This is a genomic window from Rhizobium terrae (genome assembly GCF_003425685.1).
In the GTDB taxonomy this organism is placed as follows: domain Bacteria; phylum Pseudomonadota; class Alphaproteobacteria; order Rhizobiales; family Rhizobiaceae; genus Neorhizobium; species Neorhizobium terrae.
On the sequence record NZ_QJKM01000002.1, the window covers coordinates 1 to 17,429 of the forward strand.

The window sequence follows — 17,429 nt, forward strand, 5'->3', positions numbered from 1 at the left end:
TGGAAAACAACATCAACCACTACGAAGCCGGCCATACGGGAGCGCCGCGTAAGGGCGCTGCATTGCTGCAGGGCATCGCTGTCTGCGGGCGGTGCGGCCGGCGGATGAGCTTGCGCTATAGCGGCCCGGCAGGGAACTATCCCGTCTACACCTGCCGTGCTGATCGCGGTCACGATGGAGGGCCGTTATGCCAGGAGGTGCGCGCTCTGCCCGTCGACGCACGCATCGAAGGCATTCTACTTGAGGCTCTGACGCCGGATAGGATCGCTATCGCCATCGCCGCACTGGGCCAGATCGAAGAGGAAGCACGTCAACTTGAGCGTCAATGGGCATTGCGGCGTGAACGGGCGCGCTACGAGGCGGAAAGGGCACGACGCCAATACGACGTAGTCGAGCCCGAGAACCGCCTGGTGGCCCGGTCGCTGGAGCGGGGATGGGAAGAGAAGCTGCGTGCAGCTGAGGCCATCGAGCAGGATTACGAGCGATGGCGGGCTGACGAACCCCTCGTTCTCAGTGAGGCAGATCGCGACGGGCTACTGGCACTCGGGGAAGACCTGCCCCGCATCTGGCATGCCTCATCGACTTCGTCTCCCGAACGAAAGAGCATCCTGCGCCTCATCATCTGCGAAGTCGTTCTCGACCAAAAGCGGCTGCGGGGCCAGGTCTGGGTCAAGATCCTGTGGCAAACAGGCGCGACAAGCGAGCACTCTGTCCAAAGGCGCGTTCACACCTACGGTGACTATATCGATGTCGATAGGCTACGAGCGCGCGTGACGGAGCTGAACGCCGCTGGCAAAATGGATAAGGAAATTGCCTTGGCGCTGAACGCGGAAGGCTTTCTTGCGGCAAGGAATTGCGCCTTCAAGGGTGAAAATGTCTGGCTCTTGCGTAGACGGTGGGGCATTCCAACCGTCAAAATCAACGGCACGAGCTCCAATCCCGCCAGGTGGTCGGACGGAACATACTCCGTTCAAGGTGCCGCAGCAGCCCTAGGCATTACACCTCAGGTCATCTTTGATTATCTCGCCCGCGGATGGCTTAACGGACACCAACTCGCCAAGGGTCAGCCGTGGCAGATCGATTTGACGCAGGACCAGATCGACATTCTGCGCGCTCGCGCTCAACGTAATAGACGATCGAGGAAACAGGCATCATGAAATCATTGGTGACCCCGTCGTCGCCACGGCAATATTGGACCGCCTGCTTCACCACTCGACGGTGATTACCATCCGCGGCGACAGCTACCGGCTTCGCGAAAAGCGCCGCTCCGGCCTTCTGCAGAAGGCCGGAGCGGCGCTTGAAACCAACGAAACGACAAACCAGTGAAAGGGGTCAATTCCTGATGTCGGCAAAGGGGTCAATTCCTCGTGTCGCTTGACACTGCATCCGGGCATGGTAGTTTTGAAGCGCCGCCTTCATCATTCCGTCCTCCGTGGCAGCACCAGCTAAGCGCATGCAGACCTGACGCGCTCGACCGATCTTGCGGTATGCTAGGCAGACGGCCCGACGACCTCGAAAAGGCCGGTCACGTCGTCGGTTTCCAGTTCGACGAGCCACAGATCCGGATCGAAGCGCAGTTCGCGGGCAAGCAGATCGCGGACCGCATCCGGCTCCGCCCTTTCCACCCTCGCCTCGAACTTGCGGCCGCCCTCCTCCTCGCCGAAAAAGCTCTGGGGGGCCGGGCCATAAAGCGTCTCCAGCCCATCGCGGAACCGCTGGCGGATGAAGATCGCCCCGGCGGTATCCGAACCCTTTCTTTCAATCGCGGCAAAACCGCCGAGCCCAAAGACGCGGCGGATCAGGGCGGAAACGAAGATATCGGACTTGAGGCGCATGGTCCCTCATACGCGCTTCGTGGCGGAGCGCAAAGGGTCACCCATTATATCCGGATAAAATCCTTGCCATAATATTACCCGGATGATATTTGCCTCTCACCGAACGAGGACATCACCATGCAGACGATCGACAGAAAGGCGGCGATCGCCGCCTACAAGGAACGCAAGGCACCGGCCGGCATCTATGTGATCCGCCGCCTTTCGACGGGGCAGCGATGGGTCGGCCGCGCGCCGGATCTCGACAAGATCCAGAACCGCATCTGGTTCACGCTGCGCCACGGCAGCCATGTCAGCACGACGCTGCAGGCGGCCTGGAGCGGCGGCGTGCCGGAGGATTTCGCACTGGAGCGGCTGGAGGCGATCGACGAGGACCTGACCGGCTACCTGCGCGACCGGACGCTGAAGGACCGCCTCCTCCACTGGGCCTGGGAACTCGGGGCGGAAGCAGTCTGACGCCGGCCTTCTGCACGGGACGGCGGATCACAGTGCCAGATCGGCGTTGCGGCGGTATTCCTGCGTCACGCCGTCATAACCCCAGGCCTCCGCCTGCACTTCGCGGATGACGACATAGGTGGCGATCGACAGGTCTCCCAGGTTCTCCTTGAGCGCCGCATTCATCGCGGCGATGAAGCGCTGTTTTTCCTCGTGCGTATTGGTGCCGGTAGTGACGCTCGCTTCCACATGCGCGGCGGCAGCGAGCGGTTCGCCGCCGACCGTCCAGCCGGAGAGATCGACTTCCTCCACCAGCACCGCGGTGACTTCGCGACGCTTGCGCATGATGGTGTTCATCAGCGTCGTGGTCTCCTGCTGCAGGCGGCACCTGGACGCCGGTTCCAACCTGGCGCCGGCGATGATGACGTGAACAAAAGGCATGGAAAATCTCCTTCGAGCAAGGCCGGCAGCTTTTCAAGCTCCCGAGGCCGCGGGTTGACGAGCAGATCATCCTCCGTCACAATCGTTTTGAAAATCGCGAAGTTTAAAACGGATACTTTTGCAGAACTCAACGATTATGCTGCACATGAATCTCGACATGGATCTGCTGCGCAGCTTCGCGCTCGGCATGGAACTCGGCAGTTTCGCGCGCGCCGCAGACCGGCTCGGCCGATCGCCTTCGGCCGTCAGCCTGCAATTGAAGAAGCTCGAAGAGCAGGTCGGCGAAACGCTGCTGCAGAAACAGGGCCGCGGGCTGGTGCTGACCGAAGCCGGGGAGATCCTGCTGGGTTATGCCCGGCGCATCCTGGAACTCAACGACGAGGCGCGGACGGCGGTGCGCGGGGCGGCGAAGCTCGAGGGCTGGGTGCGGATCGGCGTGCCGCAGGATTTCGCCGAGACCTGGCTGCCCGGCCTGCTGGGACGGTTTTCCAGGGTCCATCCGAAAGTGAGGGTGGAAGCCCATGTCGACCGGGGCAACGAGATGGTCCAGGCAGTCGGGCGCGGAGAACTCGACGTGGCGCTCGCCTGGGGGTCGTTCGGCAACCCACGGGCCGAGATCATCGCCCGCCGCGAAGTCGCCTGGATCGGCTTGCCGGATTTTCAGCGGGACGCGGGCGAACCGCTGCCGATCATCGCCTTCGATGCGCCCTGCGCTTTCCGGAAGGCGGCGATCGAGGCGCTCGACCGGCAGGGCATCGCCTGGCGGCACGCTTTCGCCAGCCCCAGCCTCGCCGGGCTCTGGGCCGCCGTCACCGCCGGGCTCGGCGTCACGCCCCGCATCGCCGAAGGCAAGCCGGAGCACCTCGCCCTACTCGATCCGAGGGACACCGGCCTGCCGCCGCTCGGAGCGATCGAACTCGCGCTGCATGCCGCCGAAAACCGCCTCACCCCGCCGGCGGAAGAATTGAAGCGTCTCGTCACGGAGGCTGCGCTCATGCGGTGAGGCTTGCGCATGAAGCATATGATAAGACGAAGAAAACTAAGCCCGAAGCGCTCCCAGCCCCTAACCGAAATGTGGAATCCAAGTAGATACTGGTGCCGACCCCCCCTTGCGGCATGGGTGTCTGGGGTGGTTTATCTTGCCGGAAATATCTTCGTGAAGCATTCTGCGCACTCACCTGTCGCGAAACGTTGGTTTTTGCGACGTCGAAAAATTTAGTCGCAAAACTGTCGCTTTAATTGGGCAGACCGTCTCAAAACACGCGACTTAGCGCGTGCAGGGAATTTCGCGACCGATCGGCCGGCTTTAGGAACGGATCGTGCATCACTGGCGAGTAGTTACCGCCAAAATCCCTCATGCACCTGCGCAGCTTCGTCCTCAAGCAAAGGACCAACGATTTCGACTGCGCGGCTGGCAAGCTTGAACATTTCACGGCAAGAGAAATCATTCGGAGGCAATCTCGGACCTCCGTTGCCGGTATTCCGCAGCCTTGCCTGCGAAAGGCCATAGACGATCCGTCCCACTCCGACCCAACGCGCGGCGGTCGCACACATCGAGCATGGCTCGGTACTGGCATACATGGTCGCCTTCGACAACATTTCTTGATCAAAACGCGTTGAGGCAAGCGACAGGAGATTTCTCTCTGCATGAGCAGTCAGATCGCCGGAGAGAACGACTGTGTTTTCAGCTTCCAGAAGCAACTCTCCAGTGACGGAAATCAAGACCGCTCCGAACGGGTGATTTCCCTTTTCTCTTGACGTGCGTGCAAGTCCAAATGCCTTGCGAAGATCTCGTGCATCGTTCTCATCAGTCCAGCAGGGCATCGAATTATTCCCTTCGCAGAGCTTTTCGTAAAACCCCGGAGACCATCCAAAATCTCTCTGGGCGATTCCTGATGGCGATCTTACATGATAGATTTCTGCCATGGCACATCTTTCAGGAACGGATCGTTCGCAACTGCTGCTTCTGCCCGAGGCGGTTGACGACTATGTGGGGCCGGACAACCCAGTTCGCTTCATCGAGGCTTTTGTCAACGGCCTCGATCTTGCCGCCGCCGGCTTCGAGCGGGTGGCGGCGAAGGAGACGGGGCGACCGGGCTTCGATCCGGCCGACATGCTGAAGCTCTACATCTATGGATACGTCAACCGGGTGCGCTCCAGCCGCCGTCTGGAGGTCGAGGCGCATCGCAACATCGAGGCGATCTGGCTGCTAAGGAACCTGAAGCCAGACTTCCGTACCATAGCCGCCTTTCGGAGGGTGAACCGCTCGGCCTTCAGGAAGGTATTCCGCGAGTTCGTCATCTTGTGCCGGCAACTCGACCTATTCGGCCGCGAACTGCTAGCGGTGGACGGCACGCGCATCAAGGCGGTGAACAACAAGGACCGCAACTTCACCCGCGCTGCGCTGTCGAAGTTCATCCGCGAGGCCGACGATAAACTGGCCGACTACATGAAGCGTCTCGACGATGGCGATGCCGAGGAGGAGCGCGTTGGCGGCAACAGCGACGGTGGCAAGCTCGCCGAGAAGATCGCGGCGATCAGGGACAAGCGCGCCCGCCACAAGGCGCTGCTGGAAGAACTGGATCGCACCGGCGAGGACCAGATATCGCTGACCGATCCGGATGCTCGCGCCATGGCGCGCATGACGAAGGTAGGTGTCGGCTACAACGTCCAGCTTGCCGTGGACACAATGCACAAAATGATCGCCGAGCAGGAGGTTTGCAATCAGGTAATCGACCTTGGCCTTCTGACCCCTACGGTCGAGGCGGCGATGGAGACGCTCGGCGTCGAGCGGATCGAGGCTGTCGCCGACCGAGGTTACTTCAAGATAGAGGACATCGAAGCCTGCGAGGCGGCCGGCATCACCGCCTATGTGCCGCGGCCGATCCGAGGACTGGCGGTCCGTGAGGGATACTTCGCCAAGGAGTTGTTCCGCTACGATCCGGACAAGGACGTTTATGTCTGCCCCAGCGGCGCGACGCTTTATCCGCGCTACGAGGGCAAGGTGCGCGACAACCGCAAGATCGAATATTGCGACCGCGCGGCCTGTAAGGAATGCGCTCTCAAGCCGCGCTGCACCGGCAACACCTATCGTCGGGTCTCGCGGCTGGAGAACGAGGCGATCCTTGACCGCATGGCCGCCCGCCTCGATGCCCGGCCCGACATCCTCGACCGACGGCGCGAGAGCGTCGAGCATCCCTTCGGCACCATCAAGCAGTGGATGAACCAGGGCGCTTTCCTGATGCGCGGGCTCGACAACGTCCGCGGCGAGTTCAGCCTGACCGCGCTCGCCTACAACATCAAAAGGGCCATCACCCTTATCGGCGTGCAGGGCCTCATCGCCGCGCTGAGGGCGTGACCGACGAAAATGCGCCTTATAGGCGTACAAAAGCCGTCTGGAAGCGTCCTGTTGAGGCCACATACCGCCCAGAGTGCGATGATAGGAAAATCTTCGGAAAAACCCTCATCGATCGAGCACTAATATGTTCAGGAGCGCGGGTCTTCAGAATTTTGGGACAGTCTCCCTGAGTTTCGCGACAAAATCGGGAACACCGACTTTTCAGGGGAATATCTGTCGCGAAACTCATTCGCAAAAGTCGCAGTTTCGCGACAGATATTTGCGACAGAAAATATTCCACTTTTAAGTTAGGGCTGGCGGAGCGCTCCCTCCCTTTCCTTTCTCCCGCGCCCGCATAATTACCGTCAGGTGCCGCACGGCATATCGCCTGTGAAAAAGGAGTTGGGGCTTTGGGTACTTCCGTCTTGGTCAGCATTCTGATCACCTTCCTGGTGATCGTCCTGGTTCTCTATCTCGTCGCCCGCCTGCCGATCGATGCTCGCGCCAAACAGATCGCGCGGATCATCATCATTATCATCGGCATCGTATCGCTCCTGAAATATCTCGCCGTGTTCTGAAATCCGGCTCCCGGCCGGTCACGAAAGCCCGTGCGCCCGATCGGATGCACGGGCCGATCCGGCGGCATGGCGCAGGTTACAACGCGCCGATCGATTTCAGCTTCTTCAACACCATCTCGTCCGGCTCGCCGGTTTCGGGCAGGCGATAGTGCTTCTGGAACCGGCGGATCGCCGCCTTCGTCTGGCTGCCGGCGACGCCGTCGACCTCGACATCCGCATAGGCGATGTTGGAGAGACCGCGCTGGATCTGCAGCACGAGGCTGGAAGGCTTGGCATCCGGCGCAGACGACAGGGGCGCGGCGGGCTTCTGTGCGGAAGGCGGCACGGAACGGCCGGGGTTCGAGCCCGTGCTGTTCGGGATATCGGCCGGCGGCGTCATGAACGGCTTGCGGTCGGCGGCGCGGATTGCCGCCGCGACGGCGTCTTCGCCACGCGCGCTGGCATTTTCCACCGGGCGGCTTGCCGGAACCGGCTTGGGCGGCATGGGCTGCGCGCCCCTTGCCGGAGCGGAGGGAGCGGTCCTCGCCGTCTCGGCCTGAACAGGTTTCGATACCGGAGGCGCGGCCGGCGGAGCGGCCGAAGGCGCGGGCGCCGGAGCCGGATGGGCGGCCGTCTGCTGGGGCGCCGCTTGCGGCGGCGCGGGGCGCTGCGCCGGCGACGCAGCCGGGATACCCGCCGGCAGCGGCGCTGCGGCGGGCGGCGAAACCGGGGCCGGCGTCACCGCGGGCGGCGCGGCCGCAGGGGCGGCGCGCTCGATGCGGAAAGTCGTCACGTCGTCGGGGGCGATGCGGCGCATCGGGCGATAGCCGGCGATACGGTTCGGGTCGGTGGCGTCACGCGTCGCGAGGAAGGGCGAAGGATGGCCGCCCGGCTGGTACCAGAGCGCATTGGCGGCCACGAAACTGAAGACGATGCCGAAGGTCGCGACGCCGAACAGGGTTTTCGGATGGCGCGCAGCCGCACGCCCCGCGCCCATTGCGAGGCTCGATACAAGGCCCGGCTGCCTGACATTCTTCTTCCTGTCAGGCGATTTTCGCTTCCGCGCGGTCATCGACATAGTCCTGCTGGCCCATGGCCTGTTCGCCCATCATGGCGGTTTGCCGGGCCGATTTGAGCCGCGGCGGGAATTCGACTTTTTCCTCCCGGGTTTCATCCCGTCCATTCCCCACCCCCGACCCGTCGGCCGGGAGCGAGATCGTCACCACCGTCCCCTCGCCCGGACGGCTGGAAATGGCAAAATGGCCGCCATGCAGCGCCACCAGCCCCTTGACCAGCGAAAGGCCGAGGCCGGTGCCCTCGTAGGAGCGAGTATAGGCATTCTCCACCTGCATGAAAGGCTGACCAATGAATTGCAGCTTTTCAGCGGCAATGCCGATGCCGGTGTCGCTGACCGAGATCACCAGGTCGTCGCCCGACAGCATGGCGTCGATCGAGACGACACCGCCGGCTTCCGTGAACTTGATGGCGTTGCCGGCGAGATTGATGAGGATCTGCTGCACGGCGCGGCGGTCGGCGACCACCTCCCCCAAACCGCGCGAGGCGCGGCTCGTCAGCGTTATCCCCTTTTCGCGGGCGGTGAGGTCGAGCATGGCGCGGCAGGCCTCCATCGCCTCGGCGATCTGGAAGGGCTCGGCCAGAAGTTCGTAACGGCCCGCCTCGATCTTCGACATGTCGAGCATGGTGTTGACGACGGAGAGAAGATGGGCGCCCGACTGGCGGATCAGCCCGACATATTCCCGCTGGCGATCGTTTTCGAGCTTGCCGAAATATTCGCCGGCGAGCACGTCGGAAAAACCCAGAATGGCGTTGAGCGGCGTGCGCAGCTCATGGCTGACAGCGGCGAGGAAGCGCGACTTCGCCTCATGGGCGGAGCGGGCCTCGGCCAGATGCGCGGCGGCCTCGGAACGCAGTTCCTGCTCCTCGGACAAGTCGCGCGCCTGGGCGAAGACGGAGACGAGTTCGCCTTCAGCATCGCGGATCGGGGTCATGTCGAGGCGGATCGGCATGAACTGCCGGCCGGCCGCCGAAAACGGCCGCTCGATGCGGATATCGACGGTGGCGCTCACGGCGCCCTGGCGCAGGACGTCGAGGGCCTGGACGAGGCCGATCCGGTCCGACACGTGGACGATCTCGGCCAGCGGCTCGCCGGCGCAGGCGCCGAGGCTTGCAGGAAAGGCGTCGCGATCGCGCCCGCCGGTCTTCACCACCTGACCGAGCGGATCGAGGATGAGCGACAGGCCCGGGCAGGCGTGAAATGCCTGATCCTCCGGCTGCGGCATCGCCGCAGGAGCGGCGGCGCGGCGCGGCAGGGCGAAGAAGGCGGCCGTCACGAGCAGGAAGAAGGAGACGACGAGTGCGGCACCGACCGGCAAAGCCAGCGCCGGCGTGAAGACGGCGGCCAGCGCCGCAGGCACGAGGACGAGCGCTGCGAAGAAGGCGAAGGCAAGGCGGCGGAAGAGCGCGATCTCGCCGGCACGCGCCATCTCGCCTTCTCCAAGGCGGAACAGCCAGCGGCCGGCGGTCTCGTCGACCACCTGAACCGCCTTACCGGCAATGTGACTCAATACGTGCACGCGAGACCCTGAACAAACTCGTTTACGGGGCCGACAATAGGCCCCCGCGGCTTAAAGAAAGGATAAAAGAACCTCCCGGAGAACCCTCGCAAGACCCCAAAATCCGGGTTTGAGACATAATCCGGGCGCCATCTCCGCTTGTGGTTAATGGCGCGTAAGCGACGGAATTACTTGAATTTTTCGAAAACCATTAACCAATGTGGCAGGACGCCCCGCAAGAAACCCAACGCATTCGGGCACGCTGCCGCAATTATGCTTAACATCGACCGCTAAAATTCGATGCAAATGCCCTGAAGCAGTCGTCCCAAATCGGGATCATTCAAATTTGATGCAAATTTTCCGAAAATCCGAGCGGACGCGTCAAAGCGGCGTTCGCTTCCGCCCGGTACAACCATGTTCAAGACCGGCACAGACCCGGCGGCCCGCAGAATGACCGCGGGAAAAAACAGGTGGACAGGACGATGTGGTTTCTCATCAAGGGAACATTCTGGTTCGCGGCCGTGCTGGTGGTGCTCTCCTATTTCGGCGCCAAGCCCGCAGCGCAGAACGACGGCGCCTCGGCGCTGGAAGTCGCGAGCGCCTTTTCCGCGGCGACCGAAGCCTATCAATATGTGAGCGCCATCTGCTCGGAAAAGCCGGAAGTCTGTGAAAAGGGCGCCGAAACCTTCTCCGCACTCGGTGTCAGGGCCAAGGACGGCGCCCGTGTCGCCTTCGAACTGCTCGACAGGCAGTTCGGCGCGAAGGAGGCGGAGACCGCCGTGCGCGCCGACCCGAATCCTACCCCTTTCCCGGCCCCTTTCCCGGCCAGACAGGCCGAAACCGCCGGCACCGCCGCCTCCGACACGATCTTCACCGGCACTGTGCCGGTGCCGCAGAAGCGGCCCGCCCACTGAGCCTGCGCTCCCGCCTGCCCACGGAATTCAAAAGCTTGCGCCAGGCCCGATTGCCTCGGTTCCCGGCGCCGGACTGCCTGCCCTGCCATTCAGCATCTGCTGACGCCGTGAGGAATGAAGTCCTCACGGCGATTTTTTTGCTTTTATCGCGGCCGCAAGTGCCTATATGGAGCGCAAGGAGATACGCCGCGCGCAGCAATCCCCTGGATGTGCCGGCCGCGGTTCGTGTCCAAACTTTCTCGCATGTCGCCATCGCAAAGCCCGGAACACGTTTGCGCGGCATGCTCCATGGAGCGCCTATGGCCAACCTCGACCAGATCATCGACGATTTCGCCTTCCTCGACGAATGGGAGGATCGCTACCGTTATGTGATCGAGCTCGGCAAGGCGCTGCCCGACCTGCCAGACGACAAGAAGACCGCCGAAAACAAGGTGCAGGGCTGTGCAAGCCAGGTCTGGCTGGTCAGCCACATCGAGGACGGCGGCGCCGATCCGGTGATGACCTTCGAAGGTGATTCGGACGCGCATATCGTGCGCGGTCTCGTCGCCATCGTCCTCGCCACCTATTCCGGCAAACGCGCCTCGGAAATCGCCGCCACCGACGCGATCGAGATCTTCGACCGCATCGGGCTCGTCGAGCACCTTTCCTCGCAGCGCGCCAACGGGCTGCGCTCGATGGTGAAGCGTATCCGGGCGGAAGCAAGCCTGCGGGTGGCTGCGTAAAAATCCAGGTTCGCGACTACGCCCCTCATCCGCCCTGCCGGGCACCTTCTCCCCGCGGGCGGGGAGAAGGAAACATGCCGCGCCCGGTTTCCTCCCCGGCGGACGTTGCGTTAGGCACGTCCCCTCGCCCATCCACGGGGCCGGAGGACGGGTTGAGACAAACGGCCCAACCCCGGCAAAGGGTCACGGCAAGGCCATTCAGGCAACGGATCACAATACCGGCCGATAATCCTCGGCGCCCCAATGATGGCTGCGGCGTCCTCTTGCCGGTGGCGGCGCATAATGCCGTGCCAGTGCCATCAGCGCCGTGCGCAGCATGAGCTTGGCCGAACGCGCCGGCCATTGCCGTTCGCGCTCCACCGTCTCCAGACCCTTCGAAAAGCAGCAGACGTCCACTGCCACGCCGGCAAGTTCCGGCCCCATGGCCTCGACGGCATTCGAAAAGCGTCTGCGGGCGGCCATGGCGCTGTCGGCGATCTCCGCCTGACCGCCGGCGTGACCCCAGCCCTGCCCCCTGGCGCGACTTGCGAGGCGAGGCTCCCAGGAGGCGGTGACGCGCGGCTGCAACTGGCCGCGGGTGAAATCGGCGGCAAGCCGCTCGCCCGCCTCCAGCGCTTCGAGCGGCAGGAAAGCCTTGCCGTCCCGGTCCTTCATGCGGGCAACGGCGCCGAGCGGCGATTCGGCGAGATTGCGGCGCACCGGCCGGCGTTCGCCTTCCACCTCGGCCGTCGTGACGACGATTTCTCCATGCTGCTCGGCGAACCCCTCCTCGCCCTCCACCAGAGCCCGGCGCAGGAAGGCGGAGGCCTCGGCGCTCGCCGTGACCCGGCCGTCGGCGAGACGCACCAGCCCAAGCGCCTGCGCCTCGGCGATGACGGCTTCCGGATAGGTGCGCTCCCCGGCACCGACCGCGAGACCGGTGAGGCGGATCGCATCGCCCCCCACGCGCGTCGCCGAACATTCGCCCCGCGCCAGCTGGCGGATCAGCCGCAGGAGGTGCCTTCTCGGCGCCTGAGGTTTCCTGTCATTCATGCCGCTATTCATGAGCCGAGACCTCCGACAGGCCGAAGACGGCGATGACGATGCGCTCCACCGCGGAAACGAAATCGTCGAAGGTCACGTCGTCGCGGCGATCCTCGACGACGTGGCAGGTATGGCCGACCGTGGTGCGGTCGCGGCCGAGCGCGTCGCCGATATCGCTCATCGATATCTGCAGCGATACGTGGCAGACATACATGGCGATCTGCCGCACATGACAGGCCAGCCGCCGGCGGTCGCGCCGCAGCATCACCCGGTCATCGAAAAGCAGGACGAGTTCGTACACCATCTGGCGAACGATGCGGCAGGCCATCCTGAGCGGCAGGCCGGCGGGAAGCCGGCCGGGGCGGGATTCCTCGTATAGGACCGGCAGTTGGAGCAGCGGCAGAGCGAAGGGCTCGAAATGACGTTGGAACGGCATGACAACTCCTCAATAGATAGGAATTAATTCACATACCATAGAGCATGAAGGGCGACGCAAGAAGCCCGCTGTCATCAATTTTTCGCTGAAAATGTTGGAGAATTTGACAAGTTACGGAAAAATCAAAGGATTTTTTTCCTATATCATCTCCACTGTGGAAAAGAGAAAACCGGGCACCAGGCCCGGTTCTTGTCCACATTCACATTCTTTCAGTGCAAAAGACCAGCGTTTCAGAGCAAAAGACCAAGCTCCCGCCGCTTTCGCGATCGGTTCATTCTGATCGTCCTGGCCCGTCTCGCGAGTCTGTGCTTGCAAACCGGCACTGATCTGCGCGCGGCGCGTCTTGCCGCAACCGGCTTTACGCCTTGCCGCGCTTGCGACGCTGTCCGAGACCCATTTCCTTGGCGAGCCGCGAACGGGCTTCCGCATAGGCGGGGGCCACCATCGGATAGTCGGCCGGCAGGCCCCACTTCTCGCGATATTCTTCCGGCGTCATGTTGTAATGGGTCATCAGGTGCCGCTTCAGCGACTTGAACTTCTGGCCGTCCTCCAGGCAGATCAGATAGTCGTCTTCGATCGACTTCTTGATCGGAACCGGCGGCTTCGGCTTTTCGATCGTCGTAACGACCGGGGCCGGCGACGATGTATTGCTCAGCGCCGAATGCACGTCCGCGATCAGATTGGAAAGATCGCCGACGGGAACCACGTGGTTGCTCACATAGGCTGCCACGATATCTGCGGTCAGTTCCACCAGCAGATCCTGGCCTTTGCCCAATGCGATTTCTGTCATTTCCTGTCTCCTGTTCGACTGCATGGCGAGCCCGCGACCTCCGCGGCACCCGTCCATTTGTAGAGTCTGCCGGATAAAACCCTCGAAACCCGTGCCGTCCTTGGACCGAAGCCTACCCCTAAGCTTCACACGGGAGAAAAGCAGTTTTTACCGGATGCCGGCTCGATCGAACCTTCTCCCGGGAATCATGCATCGTTCTTCTGCTGAAAAACATGCCGATTTATTGAATTGGCGGGAGAACACTTAATCTAGAACAACATCTGCACTCTACTTGCAATGAAGTACCACCGCTTCGCTGAATGTCCAAGTGCGAATTTTGATAATCATCAACCTTTCTGGCGGCTATAGGAAAGCCATCTCAGCGTTACTGATGAATAAAAGAAAATTTCCTCAATTGTGACAAGCTTATAACTCGTTTTTGAAGGCTATATTCAGCTTTCGTAATCCTTCAACTCGTCCCGCGTGGAATGGCTGGAAAGCCGGTAACCCACCTTGTGGGCCGCCATGGCGAGGAGGTGTGCCGATATCGGCGCCGTCAGAACGAAGAAAAAGAAGCCGGCGATCGCCCGCGCGAAGATCGAAAGATCGCCGGCATGCAGGCCGACGGCGAGCAGCAGCAGGCCCGATCCGACGGTGCCGGCCTTGGATGCCGCATGCATGCGCGTATAGATGTCCGGGAGCCGGTTGAGGCCGATCGCGGCCACGAGCGCGAAGCCGGCGCCGGCAAGGATCAGGCATGCGGTGAGGACGGCGACGAGAATGTCCATCATTTTCCCGCCTTTCGCCGCACGGCCGGCCTGCTGCCGGCCGACCGCCTGCCCGCCTGCTTGCGGCGGGGACCGGGCGGCGGGGTCAGAAGCGCCCTGGCGATATCCGGCTTCGGGGCCTTGCCGCCATCGCCGTCCGACAGGATGAAGCGGGCAAAGGCGACGGTCGCCAGGAAACCGACGAGGCCGAGCGAAATGGCGATATCGATATAAAGCGTGAAGCCGGTGCGAATCGCGATGAGCGCGATGAACCCGATGACGATGCCGGTGAGCATGTCGAGCGCCACGACCCGGTCGGCGAGCGTCGGCCCCTTGATGACCCGCCAGACGGTCATCAGGAAGGCGATGCCGAGGATGACGAAGGCCAGCCAGATCGCCGAGGAGAGAATCACGTCAGCCGCCGTCATCGAAACGCCTCCATGATCTTGCGTTCGAAACCCTGGGCGATGTCGCGTCTGGTGGCCTCGATGTCCGAGCAGTCGATCGCATGCACGAACAGCATCCTGCGGTCCTCCGAAACGTCGACGGAAAGCGTTCCCGGCGTCAGCGTGATCAGGTTGGCGAGAAGCGTGATCTCGAAATCCCGGTCGACGGTCAGCGGAAAGGCGAAGATGCCCGGCTTCAAGTCCATGCGCGGGCTGGTGACCAGCACCGCCACCTTCCAGGCCGACAGCGCCAGTTCCCTGAAGAACAGGATGAGCAGCGACAGGATGCGGCCGAGCCGCCGCCAGTATCCTCGGGCGTTCATCTCACCGCGGACGATCCACAGCGACAGCGTCGAGAGCGCGAAGCCGAAGATCAGGTTGTGCGGCGTGGCGCTGCCGGTGACGGCGACCCAGATGACGGCGAAGACAAGCGACAGGATGAAGGTGATCATGGCACGCCTCCCTTTTGCGCCGAGGTCGGAAAGACCGACTGCACGTAGGCGGCCGGATCGGCAAGCCCCGTCGCGGCGCGCTGGGTAAGATCGAGGAGCGGTTCGGGCATGAGGCCGAAGAAAACCACGAGCGCCGTCAGAAGGCCGAGCGGAAGAGACATCCGCCAGCCGCCGGCCGCGGCACTCCCGTCGGCGCCGGCACCGGTCAGGCCGGGCTGCGGCCGCCAATAGGCCAGCAGGAAGACGCGGGCGAGCGAGACGGTGACGAGGAAGGCGGAAACGAGGATCGCCGCACCGAGCCACCAGGCGCCGATATCGAGCGAGGCCTTGAGCAGCGCCACCTTGGGCCAGAGGCCGGACAGCGGCGGGAGGCCGGCGGCGGCGAGAAACAGCAGGAAGGATGCGGCCGAAAACCACGGCGCCCGGCGATAGATCCCGCCGAGCGCGGCGAGCGACCAGGAACCGCCGCCAAGCCGCGCCGCTTCGCCGGCGACGAAATAGAGCGCCGTCATCGTCGCCATGGAATGCAGCGCATAGAGGATCGCGCCGCTGACGGCGGCCGGCGTGCCGATCGCGACGCCGGCGAGCATGTTGCCGATGCCGGCGATCACCAGGTAGCCGACGAGACGGCGGATATCGTCCTGCGCCAGGGCGCCGAGCGCGCCCGCCATCATGGTGAGCGCCGCGGAAACCGCGATCACCAGGCTCAGCGCCTCGCGCTCGACCGGAAAGAGCATGATCGCGACGCGGATGAGCGCATAGATGCCGACCTTGGTCAGCAGGCCGCCGAACAGCGCCGAAACGACGATGCGCGGCGTGTGGTAGGAGGCGGGCAGCCAGAAATTCACCGGGAAGGCGGCGGCCTTCATGGCGAAAGCGAGGACGAACAGCGCCGTCAGCGTCACGAGCGGCGCGGTGTCGCGCAGGCCCACCGCCTTTCGGGCGATATCGGCCATGTTGAGCGTGCCGAACACGGCATAGAGATAACCGATCGCGATCAGGAAGAGCGTCGTGCCGACAAGGTTGAGGATCGCATATTTCAGCGCGCCGTCGATCTGTTCCGGCTCGGAGCCGAGGATGATCAGCCCGAAGGAGGAGATCAGCAGCACCTCGAACCAGACGTAGAGGTTGAAGATGTCCCCCGTCAGGAAGGCGCCGGAGACCCCGGCCATCAGCAGCATGAGAAAGGGAAAGAAGCCGTAGCGGCGACCGCCGGCATCGATGTCGGCGAGCGCGAAGATGCCGGCCGCAAGCGCCGCGACGGCTGCGGCAAGCGCCATCGCCGCGCCGAGAAGATCGGCGGTGAAGGCAATGCCGAACGGCGGCAGCCAGCGGCCCATGACCATGGTCACCGGACCGTGCACCGAGACGCGCCACAGAAGGCCCAGATCGAGGAGGACGAGAAGGACGAGGCCGGAGATGGCGATCGGCCCGTGCCAGCGGACGGACTTGCGGATCATCATCAGAGCCGCGCCGAGAGCGATCATCAGGGCGACGGGAAGCACGACCAGCCAGTCTGCCAGCGGCGGCGGCGTGAGGACGAGGGCGGCGGAGAGGTCTGCGGGGGTGGAGGACGGGGCGGCCATCAGAGAAGGCCTCCTGACCGCAACGCAGCCGCCTGGGCCGAGATAACCTCCTCTGCCCTGCCGGGCGTCTCCCCCACAAGCGGGGAGATCGGCAGGAAGCATGCTCCTCGCCTCTCGGCAAGCGACATGTCCCGGCTCTTGCGGCGGCGCACGAGCCGGTCTTCGTCCAACTTTCCGCGTCGATCCGGGCAGCGCGCCTGCCCCATCCGCTCTCCCCCCTTGGGCGCGAGATGCCCGGCAGGGCAGAGGGGGGTGCTCTTTCTGAAACCCAAGACCATTCCCTCAATATCCCACAGGCGGAAGCGGTTCGTCCCGCGGCTCCGCCAGCCGCATCCCGTCGGTGTCGTCGGTGCCGAGCTCCTGGTAGGCGCGATAGGTCAGCACCAGGAGAAAGGCGAAGAAGGAAAAGGAGATGACGATCGCCGTCAGGATCAGCGCCTGCGGCAGCGGATTGGCGGCGCCGGCGGGCAAGGCCTGCATGCCCGCCGGGATGATCGGCGGCACTTCGCGCGTCAGCCTGCCGGCGGTGAAGAGGAGCAGGTTCACCGCATTGCCGAGCAGCGCCACGCCGAGCAGGATGCGCACCGTGTATTTCGACAGCATGAGATAGACGGCGGCGGCGAAGAACAGGCCAATCAGGATGGCGAACAGCGTTTCCATCAGTCTTCGCCTCCTGTTTTTCCATCCGACCGTTCCGGCAGCCCCGGTTCCTGCTCGAGGGCGAGAGCGATCGAGATGATGGCGCCGACCACCACGAGATAGACCCCGACATCGAAGGACATGACGGTGGCGAGCGGCACCTCGACGCCGAGGATTTCCGGATAGATCCACAGTCCCGTCATGAAGGGCACGCCGAAAAGGATCGATACGAGGCCGGAGACGGTGGCGAGCATCAGGCCGCATCCGGCGATCGCCATCGGATGGAAGCGCAGCGCCCGGCGCACCGCGCCGACCCCGAAGGCGATGCCGTAGATCGCCAGCGCCGACGCGGCGATCAGCCCGCCGATGAACCCGCCGCCCGGCTCGTTATGGCCGCGCAGCAGAACGAAGACCGAGAAGAGCAGCATCAGGGCGGTGAGGACGGGGGCGACGGTGCGCAGGATGAGAGTGTTCATAAGCGGCCCCCTTGCGTTGCGCAC

At 63.4% G+C, this 17,429-nt stretch carries 21 protein-coding genes and 1 pseudogene; 8 read left to right on the forward strand and 14 right to left on the reverse strand.

What is annotated here, in order from left to right; all coding sequences use genetic code 11:
- Positions 1-1,157: zinc ribbon domain-containing protein (locus DMO26_RS02855; RefSeq protein WP_205421169.1), on the forward strand; the 1,157-nt coding region annotated here is incomplete at its 5' end.
- A gap of 28 nt (positions 1,158-1,185) precedes the next feature.
- Positions 1,186-1,326: pseudogene (locus DMO26_RS02860) on the forward strand (ATP-binding protein); the annotation flags it as partial.
- 164 nt (positions 1,327-1,490) lie between these two features.
- On the opposite strand, the gene DMO26_RS02865 reads toward DMO26_RS02860, so the two are convergent.
- A complete protein-coding gene (locus DMO26_RS02865) occupies positions 1,491-1,835 on the reverse strand; it encodes a DUF1491 family protein (protein WP_117190533.1) in 345 nt (114 codons plus the stop codon).
- Positions 1,836-1,952: 117 nt separating this feature from the next.
- Between DMO26_RS02865 and DMO26_RS02870 the strand changes: the two genes are divergently transcribed.
- Complete coding sequence (locus tag DMO26_RS02870) at positions 1,953-2,288, forward strand: GIY-YIG nuclease family protein (protein ID WP_117190534.1); 336 nt, start codon at positions 1,953-1,955, stop codon at positions 2,286-2,288.
- Between the two features lie 27 nt (positions 2,289-2,315).
- On the opposite strand, the gene DMO26_RS02875 is transcribed toward DMO26_RS02870, so the two are convergent.
- Entirely contained in the window at positions 2,316-2,708 is a 393-nt protein-coding gene (locus DMO26_RS02875) for a tautomerase family protein (RefSeq protein ID WP_117190535.1), read from the reverse strand.
- A gap of 136 nt (positions 2,709-2,844) precedes the next feature.
- Here DMO26_RS02875 and DMO26_RS02880 point away from each other — a divergent pair, with 136 nt between their 5' ends.
- Positions 2,845-3,711 carry a LysR substrate-binding domain-containing protein gene (locus DMO26_RS02880; protein ID WP_226951177.1) on the forward strand — a complete coding sequence of 289 codons (867 nt, stop codon included), beginning with the start codon at positions 2,845-2,847 and terminating at the stop codon, positions 3,709-3,711.
- Positions 3,712-4,046: 335 nt separating this feature from the next.
- On the opposite strand, the gene DMO26_RS02885 is transcribed toward DMO26_RS02880, so the two are convergent.
- On the reverse strand, positions 4,047-4,634 hold the full coding sequence (locus tag DMO26_RS02885; RefSeq protein WP_226951178.1) for a nucleoside deaminase: 588 nt from the start codon (positions 4,632-4,634) through the stop codon (positions 4,047-4,049).
- Here DMO26_RS02885 and DMO26_RS02890 point away from each other — a divergent pair.
- Entirely contained in the window at positions 4,633-6,066 is a 1,434-nt protein-coding gene (locus DMO26_RS02890) for an IS1182 family transposase (protein ID WP_117190537.1), read from the forward strand. The two genes, DMO26_RS02885 and DMO26_RS02890, sit on opposite strands and share 2 nt — an antisense overlap.
- A 389-nt stretch (positions 6,067-6,455) precedes the next feature.
- Positions 6,456-6,623 (forward strand): Thivi_2564 family membrane protein, encoded by a 168-nt coding sequence (locus DMO26_RS33515; protein WP_162894686.1) that lies wholly within the window; start codon positions 6,456-6,458, stop codon positions 6,621-6,623.
- Between the two features lie 76 nt (positions 6,624-6,699).
- Here DMO26_RS33515 and DMO26_RS02895 read toward each other — a convergent pair whose 3' ends face one another.
- Entirely contained in the window at positions 6,700-7,674 is a 975-nt protein-coding gene (locus DMO26_RS02895; protein ID WP_162894687.1) for a peptidoglycan-binding domain-containing protein, read from the reverse strand.
- Entirely contained in the window at positions 7,646-9,196 is a 1,551-nt protein-coding gene (locus tag DMO26_RS02900; protein WP_404947006.1) for a sensor histidine kinase, read from the reverse strand. The genes DMO26_RS02895 and DMO26_RS02900 overlap by 29 nt, the downstream gene beginning before the upstream one ends.
- A gap of 461 nt (positions 9,197-9,657) precedes the next feature.
- Between DMO26_RS02900 and DMO26_RS02905 the strand changes: the two genes are divergently transcribed.
- Together DMO26_RS02905 and DMO26_RS02910 are read left to right on the forward strand one after the other, a co-directional pair.
- On the forward strand, positions 9,658-10,089 hold the full coding sequence (locus tag DMO26_RS02905; protein ID WP_117190539.1) for a DUF5330 domain-containing protein: 432 nt from the start codon (positions 9,658-9,660) through the stop codon (positions 10,087-10,089).
- Between the two features lie 299 nt (positions 10,090-10,388).
- On the forward strand, positions 10,389-10,811 hold the full coding sequence (locus DMO26_RS02910) for a SufE family protein (RefSeq protein WP_117190540.1): 423 nt from the start codon (positions 10,389-10,391) through the stop codon (positions 10,809-10,811).
- Between the two features lie 210 nt (positions 10,812-11,021).
- On the opposite strand, the gene DMO26_RS02915 is transcribed toward DMO26_RS02910, so the two are convergent.
- From DMO26_RS02915 to DMO26_RS02960, 9 genes are all read right to left on the reverse strand, one after another.
- Complete coding sequence (locus DMO26_RS02915; RefSeq protein ID WP_117191006.1) at positions 11,022-11,843, reverse strand: DUF6456 domain-containing protein; 822 nt, start codon at positions 11,841-11,843, stop codon at positions 11,022-11,024.
- A 4-nt stretch (positions 11,844-11,847) separates the two neighbouring features.
- On the reverse strand, positions 11,848-12,270 hold the full coding sequence (locus DMO26_RS02920; protein WP_117190541.1) for a helix-turn-helix domain-containing protein: 423 nt from the start codon (positions 12,268-12,270) through the stop codon (positions 11,848-11,850).
- A gap of 358 nt (positions 12,271-12,628) precedes the next feature.
- Positions 12,629-13,060: a MucR family transcriptional regulator gene (locus tag DMO26_RS02925; protein ID WP_117190542.1), complete on the reverse strand. Its 432-nt coding sequence runs from the start codon at positions 13,058-13,060 to the stop codon at positions 12,629-12,631.
- Between the two features lie 431 nt (positions 13,061-13,491).
- Complete coding sequence (mnhG, locus tag DMO26_RS02930) at positions 13,492-13,830, reverse strand: monovalent cation/H(+) antiporter subunit G (RefSeq protein ID WP_117190543.1); 339 nt, start codon at positions 13,828-13,830, stop codon at positions 13,492-13,494.
- Complete coding sequence (locus DMO26_RS02935; protein WP_117190544.1) at positions 13,827-14,234, reverse strand: cation:proton antiporter; 408 nt, start codon at positions 14,232-14,234, stop codon at positions 13,827-13,829. The genes mnhG and DMO26_RS02935 overlap by 4 nt, the downstream gene beginning before the upstream one ends.
- Complete coding sequence (locus tag DMO26_RS02940; protein ID WP_117190545.1) at positions 14,231-14,704, reverse strand: Na+/H+ antiporter subunit E; 474 nt, start codon at positions 14,702-14,704, stop codon at positions 14,231-14,233. The genes DMO26_RS02935 and DMO26_RS02940 overlap by 4 nt, the downstream gene beginning before the upstream one ends.
- The gene (locus tag DMO26_RS02945) at positions 14,701-16,290 is read right to left on the reverse strand and encodes a Na+/H+ antiporter subunit D (protein WP_117190546.1); all 1,590 of its coding nucleotides are present in this window, start codon (positions 16,288-16,290) and stop codon (positions 14,701-14,703) included. Before DMO26_RS02945 ends, DMO26_RS02940 begins: the two co-directional genes overlap by 4 nt.
- 282 nt (positions 16,291-16,572) lie before the next feature.
- Positions 16,573-16,950, reverse strand: coding sequence for a Na+/H+ antiporter subunit C (locus tag DMO26_RS02955; RefSeq protein ID WP_117190548.1), 378 nt, complete (start codon positions 16,948-16,950; stop codon positions 16,573-16,575).
- Positions 16,950-17,405 (reverse strand): Na+/H+ antiporter subunit B, encoded by a 456-nt coding sequence (locus DMO26_RS02960; RefSeq protein ID WP_117190549.1) that lies wholly within the window; start codon positions 17,403-17,405, stop codon positions 16,950-16,952. Before DMO26_RS02960 ends, DMO26_RS02955 begins: the two co-directional genes overlap by 1 nt.
- Positions 17,406-17,429: the final 24 nt, after the last annotated feature.

Bases quoted from the DNA above. Each gene is read 5' to 3' on its own strand.
- DMO26_RS02865 (WP_117190533.1), bottom strand. From the start codon at position 1,835: ATGCGCCTCAAGTCCGATATCTTCGTTTCCGCCCTGATCCGCCGCGTC.
- DMO26_RS02870 (WP_117190534.1), top strand. From the start codon at position 1,953: ATGCAGACGATCGACAGAAAGGCGGCGATCGCCGCCTACAAGGAACGC.
- DMO26_RS02875 (WP_117190535.1), bottom strand. From the start codon at position 2,708: ATGCCTTTTGTTCACGTCATCATCGCCGGCGCCAGGTTGGAACCGGCG.
- DMO26_RS02880 (WP_226951177.1), top strand. From the start codon at position 2,845: ATGCTGCACATGAATCTCGACATGGATCTGCTGCGCAGCTTCGCGCTC.
- DMO26_RS02890 (WP_117190537.1), top strand. From the start codon at position 4,633: ATGGCACATCTTTCAGGAACGGATCGTTCGCAACTGCTGCTTCTGCCC.
- DMO26_RS02885 (WP_226951178.1), bottom strand. From the start codon at position 4,634: ATGGCAGAAATCTATCATGTAAGATCGCCATCAGGAATCGCCCAGAGA.
- DMO26_RS02895 (WP_162894687.1), bottom strand. From the start codon at position 7,674: ATGACCGCGCGGAAGCGAAAATCGCCTGACAGGAAGAAGAATGTCAGG.
- DMO26_RS02905 (WP_117190539.1), top strand. From the start codon at position 9,658: ATGTGGTTTCTCATCAAGGGAACATTCTGGTTCGCGGCCGTGCTGGTG.
- DMO26_RS02910 (WP_117190540.1), top strand. From the start codon at position 10,389: ATGGCCAACCTCGACCAGATCATCGACGATTTCGCCTTCCTCGACGAA.
- DMO26_RS02915 (WP_117191006.1), bottom strand. From the start codon at position 11,843: ATGAATGACAGGAAACCTCAGGCGCCGAGAAGGCACCTCCTGCGGCTG.
- DMO26_RS02920 (WP_117190541.1), bottom strand. From the start codon at position 12,270: ATGCCGTTCCAACGTCATTTCGAGCCCTTCGCTCTGCCGCTGCTCCAA.
- DMO26_RS02925 (WP_117190542.1), bottom strand. From the start codon at position 13,060: ATGACAGAAATCGCATTGGGCAAAGGCCAGGATCTGCTGGTGGAACTG.
- mnhG (WP_117190543.1), bottom strand. From the start codon at position 13,830: ATGATGGACATTCTCGTCGCCGTCCTCACCGCATGCCTGATCCTTGCC.
- DMO26_RS02935 (WP_117190544.1), bottom strand. From the start codon at position 14,234: ATGACGGCGGCTGACGTGATTCTCTCCTCGGCGATCTGGCTGGCCTTC.
- DMO26_RS02940 (WP_117190545.1), bottom strand. From the start codon at position 14,704: ATGATCACCTTCATCCTGTCGCTTGTCTTCGCCGTCATCTGGGTCGCC.
- DMO26_RS02945 (WP_117190546.1), bottom strand. From the start codon at position 16,290: ATGGCCGCCCCGTCCTCCACCCCCGCAGACCTCTCCGCCGCCCTCGTC.
- DMO26_RS02955 (WP_117190548.1), bottom strand. From the start codon at position 16,950: ATGGAAACGCTGTTCGCCATCCTGATTGGCCTGTTCTTCGCCGCCGCC.
- DMO26_RS02960 (WP_117190549.1), bottom strand. From the start codon at position 17,405: ATGAACACTCTCATCCTGCGCACCGTCGCCCCCGTCCTCACCGCCCTG.